Annotated in this window: 14 protein-coding genes and 1 pseudogene; 4 read left to right on the top strand and 11 right to left on the bottom strand. The window is 73.4% G+C overall.

The window, feature by feature from the left end; translation table 11 throughout:
- Positions 1 to 159: 159 nt before the first annotated feature.
- On the bottom strand, positions 160 to 1,098 hold the full coding sequence (locus AZE13_RS15680; protein WP_066931490.1) for an ABC transporter permease: 939 nt from the start codon (positions 1,096 to 1,098) through the stop codon (positions 160 to 162).
- A 166-nt stretch (positions 1,099 to 1,264) separates the two neighbouring features.
- Here AZE13_RS15680 and AZE13_RS15685 point away from each other — a divergent pair, with 166 nt between their 5' ends.
- Positions 1,265 to 1,891, top strand: coding sequence for a TetR/AcrR family transcriptional regulator (locus AZE13_RS15685; RefSeq protein WP_066931492.1), 627 nt, complete (start codon positions 1,265 to 1,267; stop codon positions 1,889 to 1,891).
- Between the two features lie 102 nt (positions 1,892 to 1,993).
- On the opposite strand, the gene AZE13_RS15690 is transcribed toward AZE13_RS15685, so the two are convergent.
- From AZE13_RS15690 to AZE13_RS15700, 3 genes are read right to left on the bottom strand one after another with little or no spacing between them, the layout of a single operon-like run.
- Positions 1,994 to 2,383, bottom strand: coding sequence for a GtrA family protein (locus AZE13_RS15690; RefSeq protein ID WP_066931494.1), 390 nt, complete (start codon positions 2,381 to 2,383; stop codon positions 1,994 to 1,996).
- On the bottom strand, positions 2,383 to 3,387 hold the full coding sequence (locus AZE13_RS15695) for a glycosyltransferase family 2 protein (protein ID WP_066931496.1): 1,005 nt from the start codon (positions 3,385 to 3,387) through the stop codon (positions 2,383 to 2,385). The genes AZE13_RS15690 and AZE13_RS15695 overlap by 1 nt, the downstream gene beginning before the upstream one ends.
- Complete coding sequence (locus AZE13_RS15700; RefSeq protein WP_066931933.1) at positions 3,384 to 6,062, bottom strand: YfhO family protein; 2,679 nt, start codon at positions 6,060 to 6,062, stop codon at positions 3,384 to 3,386. The genes AZE13_RS15695 and AZE13_RS15700 overlap by 4 nt, the downstream gene beginning before the upstream one ends.
- A 194-nt stretch (positions 6,063 to 6,256) precedes the next feature.
- Here AZE13_RS15700 and AZE13_RS15705 point away from each other — a divergent pair, with 194 nt between their 5' ends.
- Positions 6,257 to 6,538 (top strand): DUF1876 domain-containing protein, encoded by a 282-nt coding sequence (locus tag AZE13_RS15705; RefSeq protein WP_079124087.1) that lies wholly within the window; start codon positions 6,257 to 6,259, stop codon positions 6,536 to 6,538.
- An 84-nt stretch (positions 6,539 to 6,622) separates the two neighbouring features.
- On the opposite strand, the gene galE is transcribed toward AZE13_RS15705, so the two are convergent.
- From galE to AZE13_RS38115, 3 genes are all read right to left on the bottom strand, one after another.
- Positions 6,623 to 7,600 carry a UDP-glucose 4-epimerase GalE gene (galE, locus tag AZE13_RS15710; RefSeq protein ID WP_066931500.1) on the bottom strand — a complete coding sequence of 326 codons (978 nt, stop codon included), beginning with the start codon at positions 7,598 to 7,600 and terminating at the stop codon, positions 6,623 to 6,625.
- 61 nt (positions 7,601 to 7,661) lie between these two features.
- Entirely contained in the window at positions 7,662 to 9,311 is a 1,650-nt protein-coding gene (locus AZE13_RS15715) for a glycosyltransferase family 2 protein (RefSeq protein ID WP_079124042.1), read from the bottom strand.
- A gap of 372 nt (positions 9,312 to 9,683) precedes the next feature.
- Positions 9,684 to 13,703 carry a bifunctional glycosyltransferase/CDP-glycerol:glycerophosphate glycerophosphotransferase gene (locus AZE13_RS38115; RefSeq protein ID WP_258527826.1) on the bottom strand — a complete coding sequence of 1,340 codons (4,020 nt, stop codon included), beginning with the start codon at positions 13,701 to 13,703 and terminating at the stop codon, positions 9,684 to 9,686.
- Positions 13,704 to 14,097: 394 nt separating this feature from the next.
- Between AZE13_RS38115 and AZE13_RS15725 the strand changes: the two genes are divergently transcribed.
- A complete protein-coding gene (locus tag AZE13_RS15725) occupies positions 14,098 to 14,787 on the top strand; it encodes a class I SAM-dependent methyltransferase (protein WP_066931502.1) in 690 nt (229 codons plus the stop codon).
- Positions 14,788 to 14,832: 45 nt separating this feature from the next.
- Here the strand turns inward: AZE13_RS15725 and AZE13_RS15730 are convergent, their stop codons facing one another.
- The 3 genes from AZE13_RS15730 to AZE13_RS15740 form a co-directional block, all read right to left on the bottom strand.
- The gene (locus AZE13_RS15730) at positions 14,833 to 15,696 is read right to left on the bottom strand and encodes a carbohydrate ABC transporter permease (RefSeq protein WP_066931504.1); all 864 of its coding nucleotides are present in this window, start codon (positions 15,694 to 15,696) and stop codon (positions 14,833 to 14,835) included.
- Positions 15,693 to 17,081, bottom strand: a complete 1,389-nt coding sequence (locus AZE13_RS15735; RefSeq protein ID WP_066931937.1) for a carbohydrate ABC transporter permease — start codon at positions 17,079 to 17,081, stop codon at positions 15,693 to 15,695. The genes AZE13_RS15730 and AZE13_RS15735 overlap by 4 nt, the downstream gene beginning before the upstream one ends.
- Before the next feature lie 164 nt (positions 17,082 to 17,245).
- A complete protein-coding gene (locus tag AZE13_RS15740) occupies positions 17,246 to 18,655 on the bottom strand; it encodes an ABC transporter substrate-binding protein (protein WP_079124044.1) in 1,410 nt (469 codons plus the stop codon).
- Positions 18,656 to 18,816: 161 nt separating this feature from the next.
- Between AZE13_RS15740 and AZE13_RS15745 the strand changes: the two are divergent.
- Positions 18,817 to 19,249 (top strand): annotated as a pseudogene (locus tag AZE13_RS15745) (GNAT family N-acetyltransferase).
- Positions 19,250 to 19,291: 42 nt separating this feature from the next.
- Here AZE13_RS15745 and AZE13_RS15750 read toward each other — a convergent pair.
- Positions 19,292 to 23,125 (bottom strand): FHA domain-containing protein, encoded by a 3,834-nt coding sequence (locus AZE13_RS15750; RefSeq protein WP_079124045.1) that lies wholly within the window; start codon positions 23,123 to 23,125, stop codon positions 19,292 to 19,294.
- Positions 23,126 to 23,287 lie beyond the last annotated feature (162 nt).

The raw sequence follows: 23,287 nt of genomic DNA on the forward strand, positions 1-23,287 counted from the left end.
CTGCCCTTGCCGGCCCCGCCCCCGTAGACCCGGTAGACGATGTGCAGATCATCCGCGATCACCGTGGGGACCCGGCCCCCGCCCGGCACCGCCGCGACACCGTTCTCCCGCTCCTGCCCGGCCACGCCCGTGTGCTGCCCGGCCATGCCCGTCGTTCGCTCAGCCACGCCCGTACCGCTCCTCGGCCTTCCAGAAGTACACAAAGCCGGTGACACCGGCGAGCAGCGCCCAGCCCGCCGCGAACGCCCAGATGTGCGGCGGCAGTTGGCGGGACGTGAAGCTGTCGATCAGTGCGAAGCGCACCAGGTCGATGTAGACCGCGGCCGGGTTGGCGTGGAGCAGGGCCGCCACGAACCCCGGGACGTCCTTCCCTTTGAGGACCACGTCGATGCTGAACATCACGCCGGACGCGTACATCCACGTGCGGGTGAGGAACGGCATCAGCTGCGCCAGGTCCGGGGTCCTGCTGCCCAGCCGGGCCATGATCATCGCCAGGCCGGTGTTGAAGACGAACTGCAGCGCCAGCGCCGGGACGACCAGCAGCCACGACCAGGTCGGCAGCTGCCCGCAGCCCAGCAGGATGAGCATCAGCACGCCTATGGAGAACAGCAGTTGCTGCAGCTGCGCCAGACAGATCGAGACCGGCAGGCAGGCGCGCGGGAAGTGCAGCGCGCGGACCAGGCCGAGGTTGCCGGAGATCGCCCGGGTGCCGGTCAGGACCGAGTTCTGGGTGAAGGTGAAGATGAAGACCCCGGTGACCAGGAACGGGATGAAGTCGGGGACGTGCTTCCGGGTGCCGATCAGCAGGCCGAAGATCAAGTAGTAGACGCCCGCGTTGAGCAGCGGGGTCACCACCTGCCAGAGCTGGCCGAGCTTGGCGGTGGCGTAGGTCGCGGTGAGCCGGGCGGTGGCGAACGCGGCGATGAAGTGCCGGCGGTGCCACAGCAGGCGGAGGTACTCGGGCAGCGGGGGCCGGGCGCCGCTCACCGTGAGGCCATGGCGCTCGGCCAGGGCGCGCGGGTCGGGGCCGGGCGCCGCGCCGGGGCCGGGGGCCCGGGTGGACGCCGGGTCCGAGGGGGCGAGGGAGGTATGGGACATGGGGCCGCTTTCGCTTGACGGCAGAGGCGACGCCGGAACGGGCCACGCCGGAGCGGGCCGCATCGGAACGCGCCACGCCGGAACGGGTCCGTATCGTCGCGACGTCGAGACTAGAGCGAGCTCACGTCGAAACGCAACCGTTCCGTCGTGACGGTAGGCTCCTGGCATGACCAAGAACGGCACCAACGGGAACGACCCCGCGGCGGCGCGCCGGGCCCCGGCCGGCGCCGCCGTCCTGCGCGCGGACAAGACCGAGGCGATCCGGGCCGCGGTCTTCGAGGAGCTGGCCGCGGTGGGCTTCGCCCGGATGTCGATCGAGGGCATCGCGCGCCGGGCGGGCGTCGGCAAGACCGCCGTCTACCGGCGCTGGCGCTCCAAGCTGCACCTGGTGCTGGATGTCACCTCCGCGGTGGCCGCGGCCGGGCTGCCGGCCCCCGACACCGGCTCGCTGCGCGGGGACGTACGGATGCTGCTGGAGGTCGCGGCCCGCGCGCTGCGGCATCCGATGGCCTCGCAGATCCTCCCGGACCTGCTGGCGGAGGCGGCCCGCAGCCCCGAACTGGCGGCCGCGCTGCGGACCGCGCTGCACGACAGCCAGGAGGGCGTCGCGGCCGCGGTGGTGGCCCGGGCGGTGGCGCGCGGTGAACTGCCGCCGGACGTGGACGCCCGGCTCGCCCTGGACCTGCTGGCCGGGCCGCTGTACTGGCGGCTGCTGGTCATCCGCGACGACCTGCCCGAGGGCTACCTCGACGCGCTGGCGGGCTCGGTGTCGGCGGCGCTCGGCGCGGAGTGAGCACGCCCCTGGGCCCGCGCCCCCAGGCCCAGACCCACGCCCACGCCCACGCCCAGACCCACGCCCACGCTCAGGCCCAGGCCCAGGCCCAGGCCCGAGGCCTCAGGGGCCGCTCCGGGCCGCGGGGCGCAGCAGGATGTGCCGGGAGACGAGGTAGGTGAACGGGATGGCGCACCCCGCCGCCGCCAGCGGAGCCACCGTGGTGTTCATCCCCAGCCAGCTCACCAGCGCCACCAGGCCCGCGCTCTGCACCGTGTAGTTGGTCACCTGCGTCAGCGGGAACAGCAGGAACTTCGTCCAGGTCGGGCGGGTGCGGTAGGTGAAGAAGGTGTTGAGGAAGAACGAGCCGACGGTGCTCGTCAGGAAGGCGGCCGTGTACGCCGCGAAGTACGGCAGCAGGCGGTGCAGCGGCAGGTAGCAGGCGTAGAACGTCAGCGTGTTGAGCCCGCCGACGGCGGTGAAGCGCGCCAGCTGTCCCCAGGAGCGTGGCATCACAGCGTCCGCGGAGCCGCGCTCACGTCCGTCGCCGGACCGAGCGCGGCGGCGTCGCCCTCCCCGGCCGGGCTGCCCTCCCTGACCGGACCGCTCTCCTTGACCAGGAAGTGCGGCCGCCGCTTCGCCTCGTAATAGATCCGCCCGATGTACTCGCCGATCAGCCCGAGCATCACCATCTGCAGCCCGCCCAGCCCCACGATGATCGCCACCAGCGTCACATAGCCGGGCGCGGTGACCCCGCCGACGACGGCCGCGCCGATGATCCACAGGGCGTACAGCGCGGCGAGCGAGGCGAGGGCCAGCCCGGCGTGGATCGCCAGCCGCAGCGGACGGCAGTTGAAGGAGAGCATCCCGTCGATTCCGTAGTTGACCAGCGAGCCGAGGCGCCACTTCGTCTCACCGGCCTCCCGGGCGGCGTTGCGGTAGTCGAAGGTGACGGTGTCGAAGCCGATCCAGGAGAACAGCCCCTTGGAGAAGCGGTTGTACTCCGGCAGGGCGAGCAGCGCGTCCACCGCCTTGCGCGACAGCAGCCGGAAGTCGCCCACCCCGTCGGTGAGTTCGACGTCCACCCAGGTGTTGACGGCCCGGTAGTAGAGCCGGCTGAGCGCGGTCCGCAGCCGCCGGTCACCGTGCCGGGTGCGCTTGGCGACGACCTGGTCGTGGCCGAGCTGGTAGAGGTCGAGCATCTTCTCGATCAGCTCCGGCGGATGCTGCAGATCGGCGTCCATGAGGATCACCGCGTCGCCGGTCGCCGCCCGCAGGCCGGCCAGCATCGCGGCCTCCTTGCCGAAGTTGCGGCTGAAGGAGAGGTAGCGGGTGGTGCCGCGGTGCTGCTGGGCGAGGCCGCGCAGCCGGGCCAGGGTGCCGTCGGAGCTGCCGTCGTCGACGTAACACAGCTCGTACGGGACGGCGAGCCGGTCCAGGGCCGCGCGGACTGCGTCGTCGAAGCGGCTCAGCACGGCCTCCTCGTTGTAGCAGGGCACGACGACGGAGAGCTTCATCTGGGCTCCTCGGTGGGGTGAAGCCGGGGCCGCGGGCCGCCCCGGCGCCGCAGCCGCCCCCCGAGCACGACCGCCGCCGGCACCAGCCCGGCCGCGCCGCTCGCCGCCAGCCCCGTTCCCAGGCCCGGCGGGACGTACGTACACGACAGCCGCCCGGCCCCGGAGCCCAGCGGAACGGCCAGCAGCCCGGCGAACGCGGACGGGGCGCGGCGCGGCCCGCCGTCCACCGAGCACCCCCACCCCCGGACGGCCGGGACCGCCAGCACCGCATGCCCCGTACTGCCCGGCGGCAGGACGGCCGTCAGCCCGTGGCCGCCGGCGGACAGCGCGCGCGGTCCCCGCAGGGCGGCCACCGCCGCCGCCAGGTCGCGCCGCGACAGACAGCCGAGCGGGCGTTCCGGCAGCAGCTGGCGGCCCGGCCCGGCGAAGCGCACCCGGACCGTGCCGTCGGCGGGCACCCGGCCCAGTACCTGCACCGGATTGGCGGTGGTGTCCCGGCTCCCGAACGCCTCGGTGCGCCGGCCCAGGCCGCTGACCTCTCCGGAGAACCAGGGGGCGGACCAGACGACGGTGCGGCCCGGGGTGCACCGCGCGGTGAAGACGGCCCCGGAGCCGGCGGCCCGCGCGTCGTCGGCCCTGGTGCCGTCGGCGGCGGGCCGGGCGGCGCCCGGGCGCGGCCCCGGAGCCAGCAGCCAGCCGCCGCGGCCGGGCGCCCGGACCGCCGACCCGCCGGTGAGGGCCGGCGCCGGCACCTCGTAGACGGCGGCGCCCAGCACCCGCTCCTGGCGGGCGAAGACGGTGTCCGGGGCGGGGCCGCGGGGGAGTTCCCGCCGTACGGTCAGCAGCGGGGCGGGCCGGGCACGGTGCGGGGTGTACGGGGCGCGGCCGTGCGGCACGGGCGCCTGGTAGCTGCTGACGCCCATGATCGCCCGGCCCGCCGGGTCCTCGAGGCTGAGCGTGTGACGGCCCCTCATGTACCAGCCCGCGCCCAGGTCCCGCAGGGCGCGGGCGGTGGCCGCGGGCACATAGCTGCTGTAGTACGAGCCGCCCTGGCCGCCGGTCAGCAGCGGGTCGTTGTCGGCGAACTCGTACGGGCCGGGGTCGGTCCGCGAGCGCGGCCAGTCGTCGCGCGCCGCCAGCTCCTCCCGGGCGGCGAGGGACGCCCCGGTCAGGGTGGTCTTGGGCCGGAACCAGGCGATCTTGCCGCGTACCGCCGTCACCGAGAACGCCGAGTACGCCGAGGTGAGCAGGACGACGCCGGTCAGCGCGGCGGTGACGTCCGTCCGCGGCCGGGCGCCGCGCGTGCCCGCCGTCGCCATCAGCCCCAGGAGCGTCGCGGTGCCGCCCCCCGCCACCACGATCCAGGTCGAGGTGCCGACCGCGCTCTGATCGCGGCAGAGCCACGCCAGCACGGCGACCAGCGCCCCGCCCGCGGCCAGTTCGGGTACCCGGGGACGGTGCGCCAGCGCCAGCCAGGAGATCATCACCAGGATCCCGGCGAGGACGAACGCGGCACGGTACGGGCTCCCGTTGGGCAGCGCGAAGCCGTGCCACAGCAGGATCGTCGGCTTCCAGACGAACGAGGCGGCCACCCCCGCCGCCAGGACGCACCAGCCGGTCCGTACCCGTGGCGGTACCGCCCGGACGAACGGGAAGGCGGCGGCCAGCAGCAGCCCCAGCACCCCGGCACCGATATGGGGCGCGGGCTCCCCGCCGAGGCCGCCGGGCAGCAGCTGCGCCGCCTGGTACAGCACCGAAGGCCGCTCGCGGTAGGCGGCCGGGGGCGCCGGCTGGGCCGCCCGGGCCGCCGCCAGGCTGACGGTCAGGACGGGCGCCACCAGCAGGATGCCGACCGCCGTCATCGACCCGGCCCGCGCCAGCACCCGCAGCCGGTCCCCGGGGCCGGTGCCGGACGTCCCGCCGGCCGTCAGCAGCCGCACCCCGAGGACCAGCGCCATCGCCAGCGTCGCCATCGCCGCCGTGTAGAAGTTGCCCGCCCAGGCGAGGGCCACCAGCAGCACGCCCGGCACCCAGCGGGTGCGCCGCAGGCACCAGTCCGCGGCGATCCCGAGCATCGGCAGCGACACCAGCCCCCACATCCACATCGGATCGGCGAAGCCGTCGTTCAGCACCCAGGAGCACAGCCCGTACCCCGTCGACAGCAGCGCCCGCAGCCATCCGGAGCCGGGGTGCAGCCGCCCGAGGAAGACGGTCATCAGCGCGGCGCCGAGCCCGATGCTGAGCAGGGTGACCAGGAAGACCGGGAAGTCGGCCAGCTCCCGGGGGAAGAGCCCCACCAGCCAGGAGAACGGGTTCATCAGATACGTGACGAAGTCCGCGAGGAACGGCACCCCGTAGCCGCTGCCCCAGTTGAAGAACAGGTCCCCGCTCGTGGTGCCGTGTATCAGGTCCCACAGCCGGGCGTGGAACGGTACGAACTGGTTGCCCAGGTCGTTGACGGCGCGGGAGCGCGGACCGAACGGGTAGCTGCCGTAGGCGGCCAGGGCCAGGCAGTACGCCCCCATGGACAGCGCGGCCGCCAGTCCGGGCGCGGCCGGCCGCCGGAGGGCGCCGCGCGCGCCTGCCCGGCGTTCCCCGCCGGGGAGGGTCCGGCCCCTGGCGGCCGCCTCCGGGGGCCGGACCGCCTCGGGCGGGGTGGCGGGCGTCGGTGCCACCGGCACTCCACTCCTCCCCACTCGGCACTGAGCGAACGTCCACCCCACGCTAATGTGCTAATAGTCCGTTTTGTCGGACTGGTGTGTGGGGCATTCGGGGGATTGCCGCGGGCCGCCCGGGTGATCCCGGCAACCCGTGCGCCGACCGGGCGGCGGGCGCATCCTGGTAACAGCGGATTCCGGAGGTGATGGCGATGTGGAAAACCGCCGTGGGATGGCATGTCGAGCTGGAATTCGAGGAGGACGACCAGCACACCCGCGCCGCCGCGCTCCTCCGGCTCCGGGACGGAACCGAGGTGCGGGCACGCGGATACGCCAGCCGCCATCCGGCCGACGGCAATCAGCCGAGGGTCGGCGAGGAGGTCGCCGGAGCCAGAGCGCTGGACGAACTGGCCAGAAAGCTGCTGACGAAAGCGCACGGCGAGATCGACGAGGCGTCCGGCCGGACTTCGCACCCGCTCACCCTGACGCTCTGAACCAGTGCGCTTCCGCACAGCGGTGCCGGGCAGCGGCCGCGCGCGGCGGCCACCGCCCGGCACGGGCGCGCCAGAGGCGGCGCCTCAGCCCTGCGGGTGGTGGTGCCGCCAGCCCGCCCACGCCGAAGTGATCATGTCGCGGACGTCGTGGTGCGCCTTCCAGCCCAGCTCGGCGGCGATCCGCCCGGCGGACGCGACCACCCGGGCCGGGTCACCGGCGCGGCGCGGAGTCACCTCGGGGACCACGCCCTGATGGCCGGTGATCTCCGTGATCAGCTCGATCATCTCGCGTACGGAGACGCCCTCGCCACGGCCGATGTTCAGGGTCAGATCGCGCACCGGGCCCGGCTCGGCGAGCTTGCGGGCCGCGGCCACATGCGCGTCCGCCAAGTCGGCGACGTGGATGTAGTCGCGGATGCAGGTGCCGTCGGGGGTGTCGTAGTCATCGCCGAAGATCCGCGGGGCGGCGTCCTGGGTGAGCCGCTCGAACACCATCGGCACGATGTTGAACACCCCGGTGTCGGCGAGCTCCGGGGCGGCCGCGCCGGCCACGTTGAAGTAGCGCAGGCAGGCGGTGGAGATGCCGTGCGCCCGGCCGGCCGCACGGGACATCCACTCGCCGATGAGCTTGGTCTCGCCGTACGGGTTGATTGGCGTGCACGGCGTGTCCTCGGTGACCAGGTCGACGTCCGGCATGCCGTACACCGCGGCCGAGGACGAGAACACCAGCCGGCCGACTCCGCCCGCGACCATCGCCTCCAGCAGCGTCTGCAGGCCGTGCACATTCTCCCGGTAGTACCGCAGCGGCATCTCGACGGACTCGCCGACCTGCTTCTTCGCGGCCAGGTGCACCACGTCCGTGACGCCGTGCCCGGCGATGACCTCGTCGAGCAGGGTGCGGTTCAGCGTCGAGCCGACGATCAGCGGCACGCCCTCGGGGACCCGGGCGGGCACACCCGTCGTCAGGTCGTCGAGCACCACGACCTGCTCGCCTGCCTGCCGCAGGGCCCGTACGACATGCGCGCCGATATAGCCGGCACCGCCCGTGATCAAGTAAGACATGCGCCCATCCTAGGTTCGGGGTCGGACAGTCGGTACAGACGTCGATCGGCCTCCCGCGGTTTCAGCGGCGCAGCCGGCGGGCGGCGATCCGCCACAGACTGCGCAGACCGGCCGCGACCCGCAGGGCCAGCGCGCCGCCGGTCGTCGCGTAGGGCTGGACGAGGAGCACGGCGTGCTGCCGGCTGGGCAGGACCCGGCGGCCCAGGCCCGGCCCCACGGCCCGGGGCGCCGTCCGGATGCCGGACCCGTCGGCGAAACCGATCCGGACCGTCACGTCCCAGGCCTCGGGATCGGCCGGCCCGCTGCCGGGCGCGGCCAGCGCAGCTATGTCCAGGATCACCTCGGCGGTCCAGCAGACCGCCGGGCCGGACCCGGCCGGCACGGGCGTCAGCGCCGCGGTGTGCACCGGGCCCCGCCGGTCGTCACGGCGTCGCCGCAGCTCGACGTCGATGCTCTCCGGCCCGGCCGCGGCCAGCCGCCCGTACAGGTCGTGCAGCCGCAGCCGCAGCGCGCCGCGGGTTCCCACCGCCGGCTCCGCGTCGACGGTCACCGGAAGCCGGGACAGCGGCCCCGCGTCCAGGCCCTCCAGCTCCACCCCGGGCAGGTCGGCGGACCACACCGCGCGGCCCTCGGCCTCGGCGTACGGCGGCAGCAGCCGGGCGGGCCGGGCCGCCAGCTGCGTGAGGCGGTCCAGATCGCGCGGCGCGGGCGAGGCCAGCACGACCCGGGCCGCCCAGCGCCCCGGGGCACCCGCAGCCCGCACCGCCGCCTCGTCGAAACCGGCCAGGTACTCACGGGTCAGCCGCCACCACTCGGCCCGGTAGTCGGCACTCCGGGTGTGCAGCTCACGGACGTACATCCGCAGATCGTGATCCAGGAACTTGGTGGCCGCCGCGTCCGCCAGCGCCTGCTGCCCGGCCTCCAGGAAGATCCGCACACTGGCCCGGTGCGCCTCGATCCGCGCCTGCCAGTTGGCGACGTCCTTGCGGTCCAGCGAGATCGACTGCTTCGCGGCCGACCGGCGCACATGCCAGATGTAGACGCTGTCGGGGACCGTCACGATGCGCGGTGCGGCGGCCAGCACCTGGGCGGTGAAGACGAAGTCCTCGTAGGTGTACCGGCCATCGGGGAAGGAGATGTCGTGTTTGACCAGGAACGACCGCTCGTAGAGCTTGTTGACGCAGAGCGTGTCACGGAGCAGCGCGGCGATCGCCTCCGGGGAGTCGTACACCGCCGGCTCCGCGTAGAGCTCCGGCTGCCACGGCACATCGCGGTGCGCGGGCAGCTCCCGGCGCACACAGGCACCGGCCGCGACCGGCGCGTCGTGCACCAGCGCGGCGCCCAGCAGCGCCCGCACCGCGCCCGGCGGCAGCACGTCGTCACTGTCCAGGAACATCACGAAGCGGCCGGTGGCGGCGCGCAGCCCGTCGTTGCGCGGCGTACCGCAGCCCCCGCTGTTCTCGTCGCGGTGGATCACCCGCAGCCGCGGCTCGGTACGGGCCAGAGCGTCCAGAGTGGCGCCGGTGCCGTCCGTGGAGGCGTCGTTCACCGCGATCACTTCGGCGACCGCCGCCCCGGGAGTCTCCTGCGCGAGCGCCGAGCGCACCGCGTCGCCGACGTGGACGGCATCGTTGAACGCGATGATGACGATGCTGACCTGCGCGGACGGCGTGATGGCGGGCCCAGGCGGCGGCTCGTGGGCTTCGTTCACAGTCACTACATCTACATTTCGTTGTCGACAGCACCAGCTGGCGCGAGCGGGGTCCGTACCCCTATCCGATGGACCGGATACCGAAACCCCGTCGTGCGGTTGCACTCCACACTCCGGTCTTCCGCCTCACTGCCGTCTCAGGGGATCGGACGGAAGCCGGGCCCGAGTCTACGGAGCCCCCGGGCGCCCGTACATGCGGTAGCGACGCTAGTGGGGTGCGATGCCGGTCCGCACACCGGGACCGCGCTGTGACCGGTTCGCGCACCAGGGCCCCACTGCGGCCGGTTCGCACACCGGGGCCCGGCTGCGACCGGTTTGCACATCAGGGCCGCGGTGTGCGCACCGGTCCGCATCGACCGCCCGGCCGTGGGCTCACCGCTCCATCAGGTCCGCGACCCGGCCCGCCGCCTTGCCGTCGTCCCAGTGGCAGAACGCCTCCCGGAAGTCCGCGTACGCCTCCGCGCTCGCCTCCACGACCGCCGCCAAGTCGCCCAGCGCATCGACCAGTTCACCCGTCGAAGCCAGCAGCGGGCCCGGTACCCGGGCCTCGAAGTCCAGTGTGAAGCCGCGCAGGGTGTCGCGGTAGTGCGGCAGATCAGGGGTGAGGAACAGCATCGGGCGGCCGGTGTTCGCGAAGTCGGCGGCCAGCGACGAGTAGTCGGTGACCAGCACGTCCGCCGCCAGCAGCAGCTCGGCGGCGTCGGGGTACGCCGACACGTCCAGCGCGAACGGCGCGTGGTGGGCCGGCAGCCGGTCCGCGACCAGCGGATGGCCCCGCACCAGCAGCACATGGTCACCGTCCAGCTCCCGCCGCGCCAGATCCAGATCCAGCGGCAGGTGCAGCCGGTGATGCCGCGCGTCGTACGCCAGATCGTCGCGCGGCGTCGGCGCGTACAGCACCACCGTCTTCCCCCGCCCGATCCCCAGCCGCTCCCGCACTGCCGCCGCCCTCGCCTCGCGGTCCGGGGCGAACAGCACATCGGTCCGCGGCAGCCCGCTCTCCAGCAGCCGCCCCGAGTAGCCCAGCGCCGACCGCAGCACCGGCGTGCTGTGCGCGTTCGGCGACAGCAGCACGCTCCACTGCCGGCTCACCCGCGGCCGCGGCGCCAGATGCGCCAGCCCCGCGCAGAGCGTCCCCGCCAGGTCGGCACCGATCCGCTTCAGCGGCGTGCCGTGCCAGGTCTGGATGATGCGCTGGCCACCCCGCCGGGTGAACCACGGCGGCAGATGGGTGTTGGTCACCACCCACCGGCTGTGCGCCAGCGCCCCGTGCCACTCCGCGCTGCCCACCACCACGGCACGGGCCGTGTCCGGCACCGCGGTCTGCGCGTCGCGCACCGCCCACAGATGCTCCGCCGCCATGCCCCGCCGCACCAGCTCCTCGTGCACCGCGCGCGGCGAATCCCCGTACGCCCGGCCCCCGAAGCTGCTGTACAGCACGGTGTCGCGCAGCGGACGCGAACGGTGCAGCGGATAGTGCTGCTCGCGCAGCAGCCGGCGGCGGTACGGGCCGCGGTCCCCGGCCGGCACCGCGGGCCCCGCCGTCACCAGCGCCTCGTCGTGCCGGTGCCGGTCGAGGACGAGCGGTTTGCCGTGCGCCGTACGGGACGCCGGCAGCCCGTCCAGCACCGACGGCGCGACCCGGACCGGGGCGTCCAGGGCAGAGCCCGGCACCCCCCGCTCCCGCAGATGCAGCGTCCACCGGCCCTCCCGCAGCGGCACCGGCCCGGCCAGCGACGGCAGCGCCCCCAGCGGCAGCGCGCCATGGAACCGGGCACCGTCGTGCGTGGTGGCGAAGGCCAGCTCCGCGGCGTGCGCGGAGTGCTTGAGGACCAGCTCCGTGGCGTGCGGCGCGGCGTCCGGCAGCCGGCCCGCCACCAGCAGGGTGCCGTCCGCCCGCCACAGCACCCGGTCCAGATACGGCTGCGGCGTACGGTCGTGCAGCACCAGGTACCCGTCCGCGGAGGCCGCCACGACCAGCTCACGCCCGTGCGACAGCGGATACGGCACCGGTGCCAGCACCGGACTGCAGGCGATCGGGTCGGTCCGCCCGCCCGGCAGCACCAGCTCCGCGCCCCAGCTCTCGCCGAGCACCGGCGGGATCGCCGACGGGGCGCCGTCCCGGTCGGGGCGGGCCGCGACCAGGGCGTCCAGGCGGATACGGAAGGTCAGGGGGTGGGGGTGGGGGCTGGAGGTGTTGGGGGTGTTGGGGGTGCCCGCTGTCGCTTCCGCCGGTTTGGTGGGGGTTTTCGCCGTTTGTGGCGTATCCGATGTGTTCTCGGTATCCGCCCTTTCCGATGGGTGTGTGGTGTCTGCCGTATCTGGCGCGTCTGTCGCGTCTGTCGCGCTTGCCGCGTCTGCTTTTTCTGCCGCTGCTGTTGCCCGTGCCGGATCGTCCGATGCCGCTGCTGTCGTCGCTGCCGCTGCCGCTGCCGCCGTCGGAACCTCCTCCGGACGCCGCACCGCACGCCACACCGCACCACCCCGCACCGGAGCAGCCGCCGGAGTGCCCACCGCGGTTCCCGCGGCCGTCTGCGCGGCTGCTGCCTGCGCGGCCGTCGGCGCGGCCGTCTGCGCAGGCCTCTCCGCCGCCGTCCCTTCCGCAGGACCTTCCGCAGGACCGTCCACCGGGATCGACACCACCGTGCCCGTCCCCCGATGCGTCAGCCGCAGAGCCGTCGGTGCCGCCCCCGGCGCGGCAACCGACACCTCCAGCACGCCCGCCGCCACCGCACGCTGCCCGGCCAGCCGGCAGGCGCCCCGGGACACCGACAGCCGCAGCCGCCCCTCCGGATACCACGGCGTGATCCGCACCGCCCCGTCCTCCGCGCCCTTCCCCGACACCTCGTACGCCAACGGCGCGGCCCCCGAACCGGTCTCCGCCGCACTCAGCGCCCCGGCCCGCACCACACCCGCCGAAGCCAGCACCACCCCCACCGACCAGTCGCCGCCCTCCCAGCGCCCCGCCCTGCGCAGCCGCGCCGCGTCCAGCCGCACCTCGAAGCCCGACCAGTCGTAACAGTGCAGCTCCTGACCCGACCAGGCGGTCGCCTCCGGCAGCACCACCGGCCGCAGCGGCAGCAGGATCCGGCGCCGGCCGCACGACAGCACCAGCGTCCGCACGTAGCTGTGCCGGTGCGCGGCGGGCAGGTTACGGATGTACGCATAGCCCCGGAGTGTCAGCGCCCCGTCCCGCCACACCGCCTCCAGTACCCTGGCCCGTACCGGGAAATCGGCCCGCTCCAGCCGCAGCACCCGCGACGGCAGCGCCGGCGACGGACTGAGCGGCAGCACCGCCCGCTTGCGCAGCGGCGGCCCCGCGACGGTGAACCCCGCCGGATTACGCGCCTCATGCCCCAGCAGCGTCAGCAGATCGGCCATCCGCCCGGCCCGCACCAGATACCAGCGCATCCGCAGCTCCACCGGGAGCGTACGGAACAGCCGGGGATCGACGGAGGAGAGAAGGCCGCGGGCGCAGTCCAGAAACGCGGTCCGGGCCTCCGGCGCGGCGGCCGGCAGCCCCTCGACCAGGTCGAGCAGCCCCCCGGTCAGCTGCGCCCGGTCGTAGTCGTACTGGTAGACGTTCAGGTGGGGACGGGCCGGGTCGCCGAGGAAGCGGCGGACCCCGGCCACCGCCGCGAACCGGTCCCGCATCCCCTGGGCGTCGGTACGCCGGCGCCGGTCCGGCTCCTCCGGCAGCCGCCAGTAACAGACGTGTTCATGCAGCACATCGACCGTCCTGGCGAGGAAGTGCGCGGGCAGCGTCACCGCCTCGTCGCCACAGAACCCGCCCTCCGGGAAAGCGAGTTCGTGCCGGTCCCAGAACGCGCGACGGAAGACCTTGTTCCGGGCGAAGCCGTCCGACAGCAGCGTCAGGTCCTCGGTGACATGGGTGCGCAGCGTGGTCCCGTACGTCGCCGGATGGTGCACGGACTGGCTGCGGCCGGCCGCACCGAGCCGGTAGACGTTGCCGGTCGCCAGATCCGAACCGGACGCCTCCAGCAGACCGACGAGATCGCCGTATGCCCGCGGCAGCAGCACGTCGTCCACGTCGAGGAACGCCAGATAGCCGGTGTGCGGATAGGCGTGCCGGGCACCGGTGTTGCGCAGCGCGCCGCAGCCGGGGGCCGGGCCGGTATCCGGGCCGGCGTTCTGGCCGCCCTCCGGGTGGTGGACGATCCGGAACCGGGGGTCCCGCTCGGCGAACCGGTGCGCGGCCGCCGCCGCGGTGCCCTCGGCGGGCCCGGGACCCGTCGCGGGACCGCTGTCCACCATCACCACGTCCAGCGCGGTCAGCGTCTGCGCCGCCACCGACTCCAGGCACTCCTCCACATTCCGCGCGGACCCCTCGCTGCGATGGACCGGGACGACGACGGTGAGCCGAGGCTTCATACGCGGCCAAGCCTTTCCGAACAGACGATGTACCGGACCGGCCCCGGCCACGCACCCTCCTCCGTGGGCCGGGGATCAGGTCGCGCCCCTCGGAGACGGCGATGCACAAGACCGGTCCCTTCAACTCGCCCATCGGCGGCACAGTCACCGCGGCTGCGCTGAAAGGGTGAGCCCGTCGTCGACAGAACGTAACCGGCATGATTACGCTCGGTGCGCACCACGGATACGTGCCGCACAACGGATACGTACCGCACCACCGAATCGCATACCGATACGCATACCGATACGCATACCGATACGCATGTCGTGTGTCGGCAGCCGAGCCGATACCCGCCGGCCGACAGCCGCTACGCAACGGCGAAACACAGGGAAACAGGGAAGGTGACCGCGTCCGATGTCCGGCCGAACCGACAGCTCCGCCGCCACCGGCAGCCCCGATGCCCGGCCACCCGGCGGCGACTCGCGGACCACCACGGCCGCCTGCCCCACCGGCACCGCACCCGCCGCCTCCACCGTCCGGCTCCCCGCCGACCGGACACGCCGCACCGGCCCGGCCCGGCTGCTGCCCACCCGCACCCCCTACCGCCGCCAACTGCGCCGCATCGGCGCCGGACGCGTCCTGGAAATCGGCTGCGGCGACGGTGACGCCCTGGCCGGCTGCGCACCCGGAAGCGTCGGCGTGGACCACGACCCGCAGTCCGTGGCCCACTGCCGGGCCCGCGGCCTCACCGCCTACACCCCCGACGCCTTCCTCGCCGGACCGCACGCCCGGCCAGGCACCTTCGACGCCCTGCTCACCGCACACGTCCTGGAACACCTCGACGACGAGCAGGTCGAAGGCCTGCTACGGGCGTACGTCCCCTACGTACGGCCGGGCGGCGGCGTCCTGCTGATCACCCCGCAGGAGGCCGGGCACCGCGCCGGCCCCACCCCCGTCCGCTTCACGGACTTCACCCTGCTGCGCGCCTTCGCCGAATCCGCCGGCCTGCTCGTCCGGCGCGCCTACTCCTCGCCGCTGCCCCGCCCCGCCGGAATGCTGCTGCGGTCCAACGCGTTCGTGCTGGTGGGGCAGGTACCACGGTGACGTGACCGCCACCGCGGGGAGGCAGACGGGGACGCGGCCCAGGCCTCACTTCACCGCGCCCGCCATCACCCCCGACACGAACTGCCGCTGGAACGCGAAGAACACGACCAGCGGCACCACCATCGACAGAAACGCGCCCGGCGCCAGCACATCGATGTTGTTCCCGAACTGCCGCACCTCCTGCTGCAACGCGACGGTGACCGGTGGGCTGCCGCTGTCCGCGAAGATCAACGCGACCAGCATGTCGTTCCACACCCACAGAAACTGGAAGATCCCCAGCGAGGCGATCGCCGGTCCGCCCAACGGCATCACCACCCGGGTGAACAACCGCAGTTCACCCGCCCCGTCCAGCCGGGCCGCCTCCAGCAGTTCCCGCGGGATCTCCGCGAAGAAGTTCCGCAGCAGGAACACCGCGAACGGCAGCCCGAACGCCGTATGGAACAGCACCACCCCCGCCGTTGTCTCGAACAGCCCGACCGCCCCGAACAGCTTCGCCACCGGAATCAGCGCCACCTGCACCGGCACCACCAACAGCCCCACCACCACGAGGAACCAGACGTCCCGGCCCGGAAAGTCCAGCCACGCGAACGCGTAGCCCGCCAGCGACCCGATCACCACCACCAGCACCGTCGCCGGCACCGTGATCTCCGCCGTGGTCAGCAGCGAACCCATCACCTTCCCGTTCGACAGCAACTGGCCGTAGTTGTCGAGGGTGATCTGCGCCGGCTCCGTGAAGACCCGCCACCAGCCGGACTCGGCGATCCGCTCCGGACTCCGCAGCGACGACAGCAGCAGCCCCACCGACGGCATCAGCCAGAACAGCGCGACCAGCACCAGGAACACCCGCACCGCACCGCCACCGGCCCGTGCCGCGATCCGCGCCGCCAACGAGGTCGTGGGCGAGGTCATGGGCGACGCTCCTTCCGTATACGCCGGAGATTGACGTACATCACCGGCATCACCAGCAACAGCAGGAACACCGCGATCGCACTGCCCAGCCCCTCGTCGACATCCGTACCGAACGACGACTGGAACAGCTGAAGAGCCAGCACATTCGCCGACCGGAGACTGGAACCCGGCGCGATGATGTAGACCAGATCGAAGATCTTCAGCACATTGATCATCAGCGTGACCAGCACCACCACCAGAACCGGCGCCAGCAGCGGCACCGTGATCCGGCGGAAGACCTGCCACTCACCGGCACCGTCCACCCGCGCCGCCTCCAGCAACTCCCGTGGCACCCCCGCCAGACCCGCCGCGATCAGCACCATCGCGAAACCCGCCCACATCCACACATACGAGCCGATGATGGCCGGGGTGACCAACGCCGGCCCCAGCCACTCCACACCCCGGTACGCCGCCGCGAAGTTCGTCCCGGGCAACCGCAGCCGAGCCCCCTCCGCCTTCGCCGCGGGCAGCGCGAACGTCCCGTCCGCCGCCGTCGTCCCCGAGGCGACCACCACACCGCCCTTCACCGCCTCGACCACCACCCCGGCCAGCGCCTTCTCCCCGCGGTCGAGCACATTCGGCCGACCCCCGCCGCCACGGGTGAAGTCCCGCCATACGGTGCCGGTGACCATCCCCGCCCGCGGCCCGGCCAGCACCGCCGGGCGCGCACCCCGGACATCGTCCCGCCGCGCCGCCACCAGTGGCAGACTCGCCGGCGTCCCCGCCCGTACGGCCGACCGCGTGGTGAACCCGCCCCCGCCCGACGGCCGCAGATCCGACCCCGGCCGCGGCCTGGCGCCCGGAAACGGCGCCGGATCGGAGAACGTGTCATGCACCGACACCCACACCGCGTTGGCCACACCACGCTCCGGATCCTGGTCGTACACCAGCCGGAAGATGATTCCCGCCGCCAGCATCGAGATCGCCATCGGCATGAAGACGACCAGCTTGAACGCGGTACCCCAGCGAATCCGCTCCGTCAGCACAGCGAAAACCAACCCCAGCGCCGTCGAAACCGTCGGCGCCACCACCACCCACACCACATTGTTCCGCAACGCCGCCCGGATGGCGTCATCCGAGAACAGCTCCCCGTAATTACCCAGCCCCACAAAGCTGTTACCCGATGCGTCGAACAGACTCCGGTACACGGAGAAAACGATCGGATAGACCACCAGCGCCCCGAGTAACACCAACGCAGGCGACAAGAAAACCGCCACCAGCCACGACTTCCCCCCGAACCCCCGGCCGCCACGCCCGGCACGACCGCCACGACCGCCGCGTCCAGCACGACCGCCGCCACGAATTCCCTTCCCCCGGCCCTCCACACTGGTCTCCGCAACACTCATCATGACGATCCCCCGGTCTCCGTAACAGCGGTCCTGGCAGTCCTGGCGGCCGCAGTGGCCATAGCGGCCGCTAGGAGTCGTACTGGCCGCAAGCGGTCGTAGCGGCCGTGAGCGGCCCTAGTGGTCACGAGTGACCCGAGCAGTCGTGGAGTGACTGCTCGGGCTCAGCGCCCGAACGCCCTGGCCGCGTCCCGCTCCAACCGCTCCTGCGTCCTCGCGATGTCCTTCGGGTTCTTCAGGAAGTCCTGCAGGCCCTTCAACTCGCCCTGCCCCGGCTTGCCACCGAACGACGCCGGAGCCTGATCCGACATGTCGAAGCGCAGGTCATCACCCGCCCCGACCAGCGCCCGCGCGATCTCGCGCATCACACCATCGGTATAAGCGGCCTGATCCAGCTCCTTGTTCGGCGAGATGAACCCGCCCGCCTGCGCCCAGATCTTCGCCGCATCCGTCGACGCCAGAAATGTCAACAGCGCCTGCGCCGCCTCGTTGTCTTGGAGAATCACCGCCACATCCCCACTGGTCACCACAGGAGACTCGGCCCCCACCGCGGGAAAAGGAAAGACCTTCGCCTCCACCCCCACCCTGGCCCTGGTCTGCGCGATATTCGCCGCCGCGAAATCCGCCGACGACACCATCGCGGCCGCGGGCTCATCACCCCCGCTGAACGTCCGCGTCACCGACGTCGGGAAATCCGTCTGCAACGCCCCCGCATTCCCGCCCGCCAGCAGATCCGCACGCCCGAACAACTCGCCCAACGTAGTCAACGCCCGCCCGACCGAACCATCGGTCCACTTGATCTCATGCCGGGCCAGGCGGTCATACATCTCCGGCCCCGCCTGCGAGAGGTACACGTTCTCGAACCAGTCGGTCAGCGTCCAGCCGTCCGCACCCCCCACCGAAACCGGCTCCACCCCCGACTCGGCGACCGTCTCCGCCGCCCTCATGAATTCCTTCCAGGTCTTCGGCTCCCCGACCCCCGCATCCTCGAACGCCTTGGTGTTGTACCAGACCAATGACTTATTGCTGGCCTTGAAAAAGACCCCGTACTCCGTGCCCTTATACCTCCCGAGCCCCTGCCACCCCTCGCTGTAATTCTTCCCCAGCTGCTCCTTCGCGTCCTTCCCCAGCGGCTTCAGCCACCCCTTGTCCGCGAACTCACGAATCACACCCGCCTGTTGGAGCATCGCCACATCCGGCGGCCCGCCACCAGCGATCTTCGACCCCACGAACCCGGCCATGTCATCACCACTGGGAACGAAGTCGACCTCGGCCCCGGTCCGCCTCTCGAACTCATCCAGAACCTTGCCGAAGTTCTCCCGCTCCTCCCCGGTCCACACCGCGGTGACCTGCACCTTCTGCCCACTCAGCTGCGGCAGCCGCACAGTCGGCGCGGTCCCGCGCCCCCCACCACCCGTCTCGCCCCTACCCTCATCCCCGCCGCCCCCACCAGCCCCACACGCCCCCACCACCAACACCAGCCCCGCGGCCACCCCCACCGCCACAGCCGCCCGCCCGACCCCCCTGCCCTGCGCCGCCGCCCGTTCACCCCTGCCGCCGAATCGTCCACCCATCCCCGTAGCCCCTCGTCGCTCCGCCCGGTGTGCGACAGGTTGACGCGCCGCCCGCGCCCCCGCAATACCACCCCCGGCCCGAACTCCCCTTTCGTGACCAGGCCGTTACGGGCAGCCGAAAAGACCTTTGCTCTTCTGGCCTGCATCTCTAGGCTTCCCGCATGGCCACCTCGCCCCGCTTGGAGAAGATCACCCCGGCAACTTCGACGCCGCGATCGCCCTGAAGGTGCGCCCCGACCAAGACCACCTGGTCGCTCCGGTCGTCAAGTCCCTCGCCGAGGCGTACGTGCATCCCGGGATCGCCTGGCCCCGGCTCATTTTCGACCGCGACCGACTCGTCGGTTTCCTGATGGCTTTCCTCGACATCGACTTCGCCGGCGACGGCACCGGGCGGCCGGGGAACAAGGCCGAGGCTATGGCCGCTTCGCGGTCCAGGCGGTCGCCGCCGAGATCCGCCGCCGTGGTGGTACCCGCCTGACGGCCTGTTGGCATCCGGGCAGTGACGGCCCCGAGGCCTTCTACCTCGGGCTTGGATTCCAGCTGACGGGAGAGATGAGCGGGGACCAGCGCGTCGGCGAACTGCCACTCGACTAAACCCGGGGCGGCCCACACCAGTGGTGGCTCACAAGTGGTTGCTCACACCAGTGGCGGGGGCGGCGACGCGTTCGAGGACTGGGCGGCTCGTTGCAGAGCGCTGGCCAGTAGGGCCAGGTCCGTGGGGCCGTTGCCCAGCTCGCGCAGGGGCCGCCGGGCCGGCGGATCGCCCATCCGCTGCCACTCCAGTGGGACGACCGTCGGGCGCAGCGTGGACGTACGGGGTATCCGGCCGGTGACCCGGCCTGCCTGGAACGGTGTCGAGGAGCCGTCCGCCGCGCGGTGCAGCAGGCCGCGTCCGGCCGGCGCCGGCTCGGACGGGGCGGTGGTCGTGGCCGACGTGCCCAACTCGATGCGCAGGCCGGCCCGTTCGCTGGTCGCGGTGTCCGCCGTACGGTCCGGATGGCCGGTTGCGGCTATCAGGTGGACGCCGAGCGCCGCTCCATCCCGTGCCACGGCTTCCAGCGCGCGTACCACCGAACCGGCGGCGGGGCGGCCCGGGCTGCCGAGTGCCGGGGCGACCAGGGCGTCGAAGTCGTCGACCAGGACGAACAGGCGGGGCATGGGGGTGGCTGGATCCGTGGGGGCGGGCCGGGGATGGGGGGTGTGGGGGTGGTGGTGCTGGGCGCTCGGGGGGATGGGGGACGGGTTGGTGTCCTGGGTCGGCTGGGGGTGTGGGGAGGTGGGGTGGGGGTGGGTGGGGGGTGCGGGATGTGATTGCGGCTGTGGCTGCGGGTGTTGGGGCTGGGCCTGGGGCTGGGGTTCGGGTTGGTGTTGGGGTTGGGTGCGGGGCTGGGGTGGGCGGAGGCGGAGGGTGCTGGTTGTTGACGGGGTGGCCGTGGTGCCGCCTGCCTCCTCCTTATTACGGCAACGATTACGGAGAGTGATTTGTTCCTGCGTTGTGTCACCGTTTTCGGTGGAGCGGCGTGGCGCGATGATCTGCGGTGACGGGAGGTGTTTGGCGCGCCAATCGGCGAAGGGAGTGCCGGCCAGTACCTCGGCGCGGCGCTTCAGTTCCGAGGAGAGCGCCTGGGCGAACTCCCGCATCCGCACCGGGTCGGAGGCGGCGAGGTAGGTCGTCACATGCGGCAGGTCCGTGCACACCCGCAGGCCTTCGCCGCGTTCACTGCCGCCGCCGTCCACCAGCACCAGGGACAGCAGGTCGGGCCGGTCGGCGGCGGCCAGGGAGGCCGCCAGGGAGCGGAGGAGTTCGGTCTTGCCGCTGGCCGGTGCGCCTTCCAGGAGGAGAGAGGTGCCGTCGGCGGCCAGGTCGGCGCACAGCGGGCCGTGGGGTCCGGCGCCGAGTACCGCGGCGGCGCCCGGCTGGCCGGTGTCCAGTGCGGCGGCCCAACGGGCCATCAGGGACGCGGGGGTGGCGCGGGCCAGGCCCAGTTCGTCCAGCAGCCGGGCGGAATCGGGCAGAGGGGTGGCGGCGCGGTGGACCGTACGGCCGGCCGTGGCGGTCGGGTCGGCCTCGCGCAGCGGCGCCAGTGCCCGGGCGAACCGCTCGGCCCAGGCGGCGGAGACCGCGTCCACCGTCGCGACCGTGCCGTTCGGACCGGAGCCGGGCTGGACGACACGCAGGGCGGTGGCGACGTCGCCGCTCAGTACCGCGACCGCCCCGCACTCCCCGAAGGCGGGTGAGGCCGCGCGGGCCGCCTCGTAGGTCGCGGCCAGCGGGAAGGCGGGGGAGGCGGCCGGGGTCTCCGTCAGGCACAGGAGGTGGATACCGGCTGCCGGGCCGCCGGCGGCGAGCCGGGCGGTGGTTTCGCGCAGCGTGGAGGAGTCGGGGTCGCCGTCCACGATCACCAGGGTGTACGGGCCCTGGTAGCGGGTGGCGGCGGAGGTGACCTCGGAGCGGTCGGCGCTCGCCCAGCCGGGGCCCAGGGGGCTGTCGTCCAGCCGCCGGACCAGTTCGGTGGTACGGGCCGTGGCCTGCTCCTTGTCGTAGGCGAGCAGCAGCCGGCAGTCCTGGCCACGGGCCGGGCGGGTGTGGGGAAGCCAGCCCAGCCAGGACCAGTCGGCCACCCGTTCCTCGGTGCCGCGTGCCCGGTCCGTGCTGATCAGGACGATGTCGAGGGTGCCGGGGGAGTGCAGGGCGGCGAGCTGGGCGATGGCGGAGCGGGCCAGTCCGGTGAGCCGGGCGCGGGGGCCGGCCAGGCCGAGCGAGCCTGCCCGGCGCAGCTCGACGGTGACCGGTTCGGCGGCCCGGCCACCGGCCCGGTCGGCCGTTCCCAGGCGGACCGTCAGCGCGTCGGGGTGCTCCGGGCCGCGCTCCCAGAGCCGGGGTCCGGGGCCGAGCGCGGTGAGCAGGATCGCGGCGGCGTCCGGCCAGCGCGCGTCCGCGGGGGGCCCGGAGGGCGCAGAGGCGGTCGGCCCGCCCTCAGGGGTGCCGAACGGGGACGGTGCGGCGGCGGTGGTCGGCTCGTGGGCCGCGGGGGGCGGGGTGCGGTCCGCGTACGGCCGCTCCGGGGTGGGCCTGCCGCCGGTCAGCCGCCGTGCCCAGGCGCCGATCCCCCCTCGGCGCCCGCCTTTTCGGCGCGCCTCGTCGGTGCGGTCGGCGGGATCGGTGCGATCGGCGTGATCCGCGGGAGCGGAGGAGCCGGTGTGATCGGCGGGGGCGGTGTGATCGGTGCGTGGGGCGCGTGGGGTATGCGGGGCGTTGTGGTCGCGTACGTCGTCGGGCGGGGCCAGGGGGTGTTGTCCGCTGTGTGTCGGGTGCGTCGTGGTCGTACCGGCCGGTGGGGCGTAGGGGTGGGCTTCGTGGAGGCCGGGTGCGAAACCGGTTGCTCGCCGGCTGTCTCCGAGGGTGCGGTCGAGGCCGGGCCCGCCGCCGGGTCCGACGACGCCTTGCCTGGCGGCGTGCCCCGTGCCGTGGGCGGTGGCCCCGGCCGGGGAAGCGGTATCCGGAGAGGTGGCCTCCGGGGCCTCCGCGGCCCCCGGGGCTGAGGCGGCGGAGTGCTGCGGGGAGCCGAAGCCGGAGCCGAAGCCGGAGGAGGCGGTATCGGGGAGGGGGGTCTCCCCTGCTCGAGCGCGGCCGGGAGCCGGGGGGCGGGCGGGGGTGGTGCCGCGCAGGGGGGTGTCCCGTCGGGTCGTCGCACCCTGGGCGGACGGGGTGCGCGGGGACGGTACGGGGAAGGCCGCGGCGGTCCCGGGGGGCGGGCCGGCGGCGCCGTCCGGGGTCGTGTGTGCGTAGCCGCCGTCGGCGCCCGGGGTGATGCGCAGCCGGCCTTCGCCGTCGGAGGCGGTGTGCAGGACCGGTTCCGGGGCGGCGGGGGCGGGCTGGAGGCGGAGGGCGGACTCGCCGATGCGCAGCAGGGCGCCGGGATGCAGCGGGGCGGGCCGGTCGTCGAGGCCGGTGCCGTCGATGGCGGTGCCGTTGGTGGAGTGCAGGTCGGTGACGTGCACCGAGCCGTCGGGCTCGACCGTGACGGCGCAGTGCAGCCGGGAGACGTCCGGGTCGTCGAGGGGGACGTCGGCGTCGGCGGAGCGGCCGATGCGGATCTGGCCGCCGTGCAGGAGGTGGACGCCGCCGGCGTCGGGACCGGAGACGACGCGGAGGCGTGCGGTGCCATGCGGGAGGCCGTGGGCGGGGGCCGGGCCGGGGCCCTGGAGGGAGAGCACCGCGCCGTCGATCAGCGGGGGTTCGCCGATCGCCGCGCGCTGGGGGTCGAGGCGCTCGGTCCCGGCGTAGAGGACGACGGGGCCGCTGCCGCCGCCCGGGCCGCCGACATCGGCGCCGGTGCTCGCCACGGAGGCGGCGAGGGAGCCGGCCACGGCCGCCAGTGCGGTCCCGGCGGGGGCCGTCACGAGCACGTCGCAGGCCCGTGTGGCGGGGCCGCTGCGCGGCCCGAGGACGGTCAGCCGGATCTGCATCGCCGTCAACGGTCCCTTCTGCCGGGATCGGCAGGGGGCCGCTTGCTCCCCCCGGCCAACCCGAGCACGTCGGCACGTACAAGTCCCAGGCGCACGTCGCGACGAAGTCCGCGCCCCCACCGCTTCGTGCTGAAGGCATCCTCGCACCTGCCACTGACAACA

Source organism: Streptomyces sp. NBRC 110611, assembly GCF_001590865.1.
Classification (GTDB): domain Bacteria; phylum Actinomycetota; class Actinomycetes; order Streptomycetales; family Streptomycetaceae; genus Streptomyces.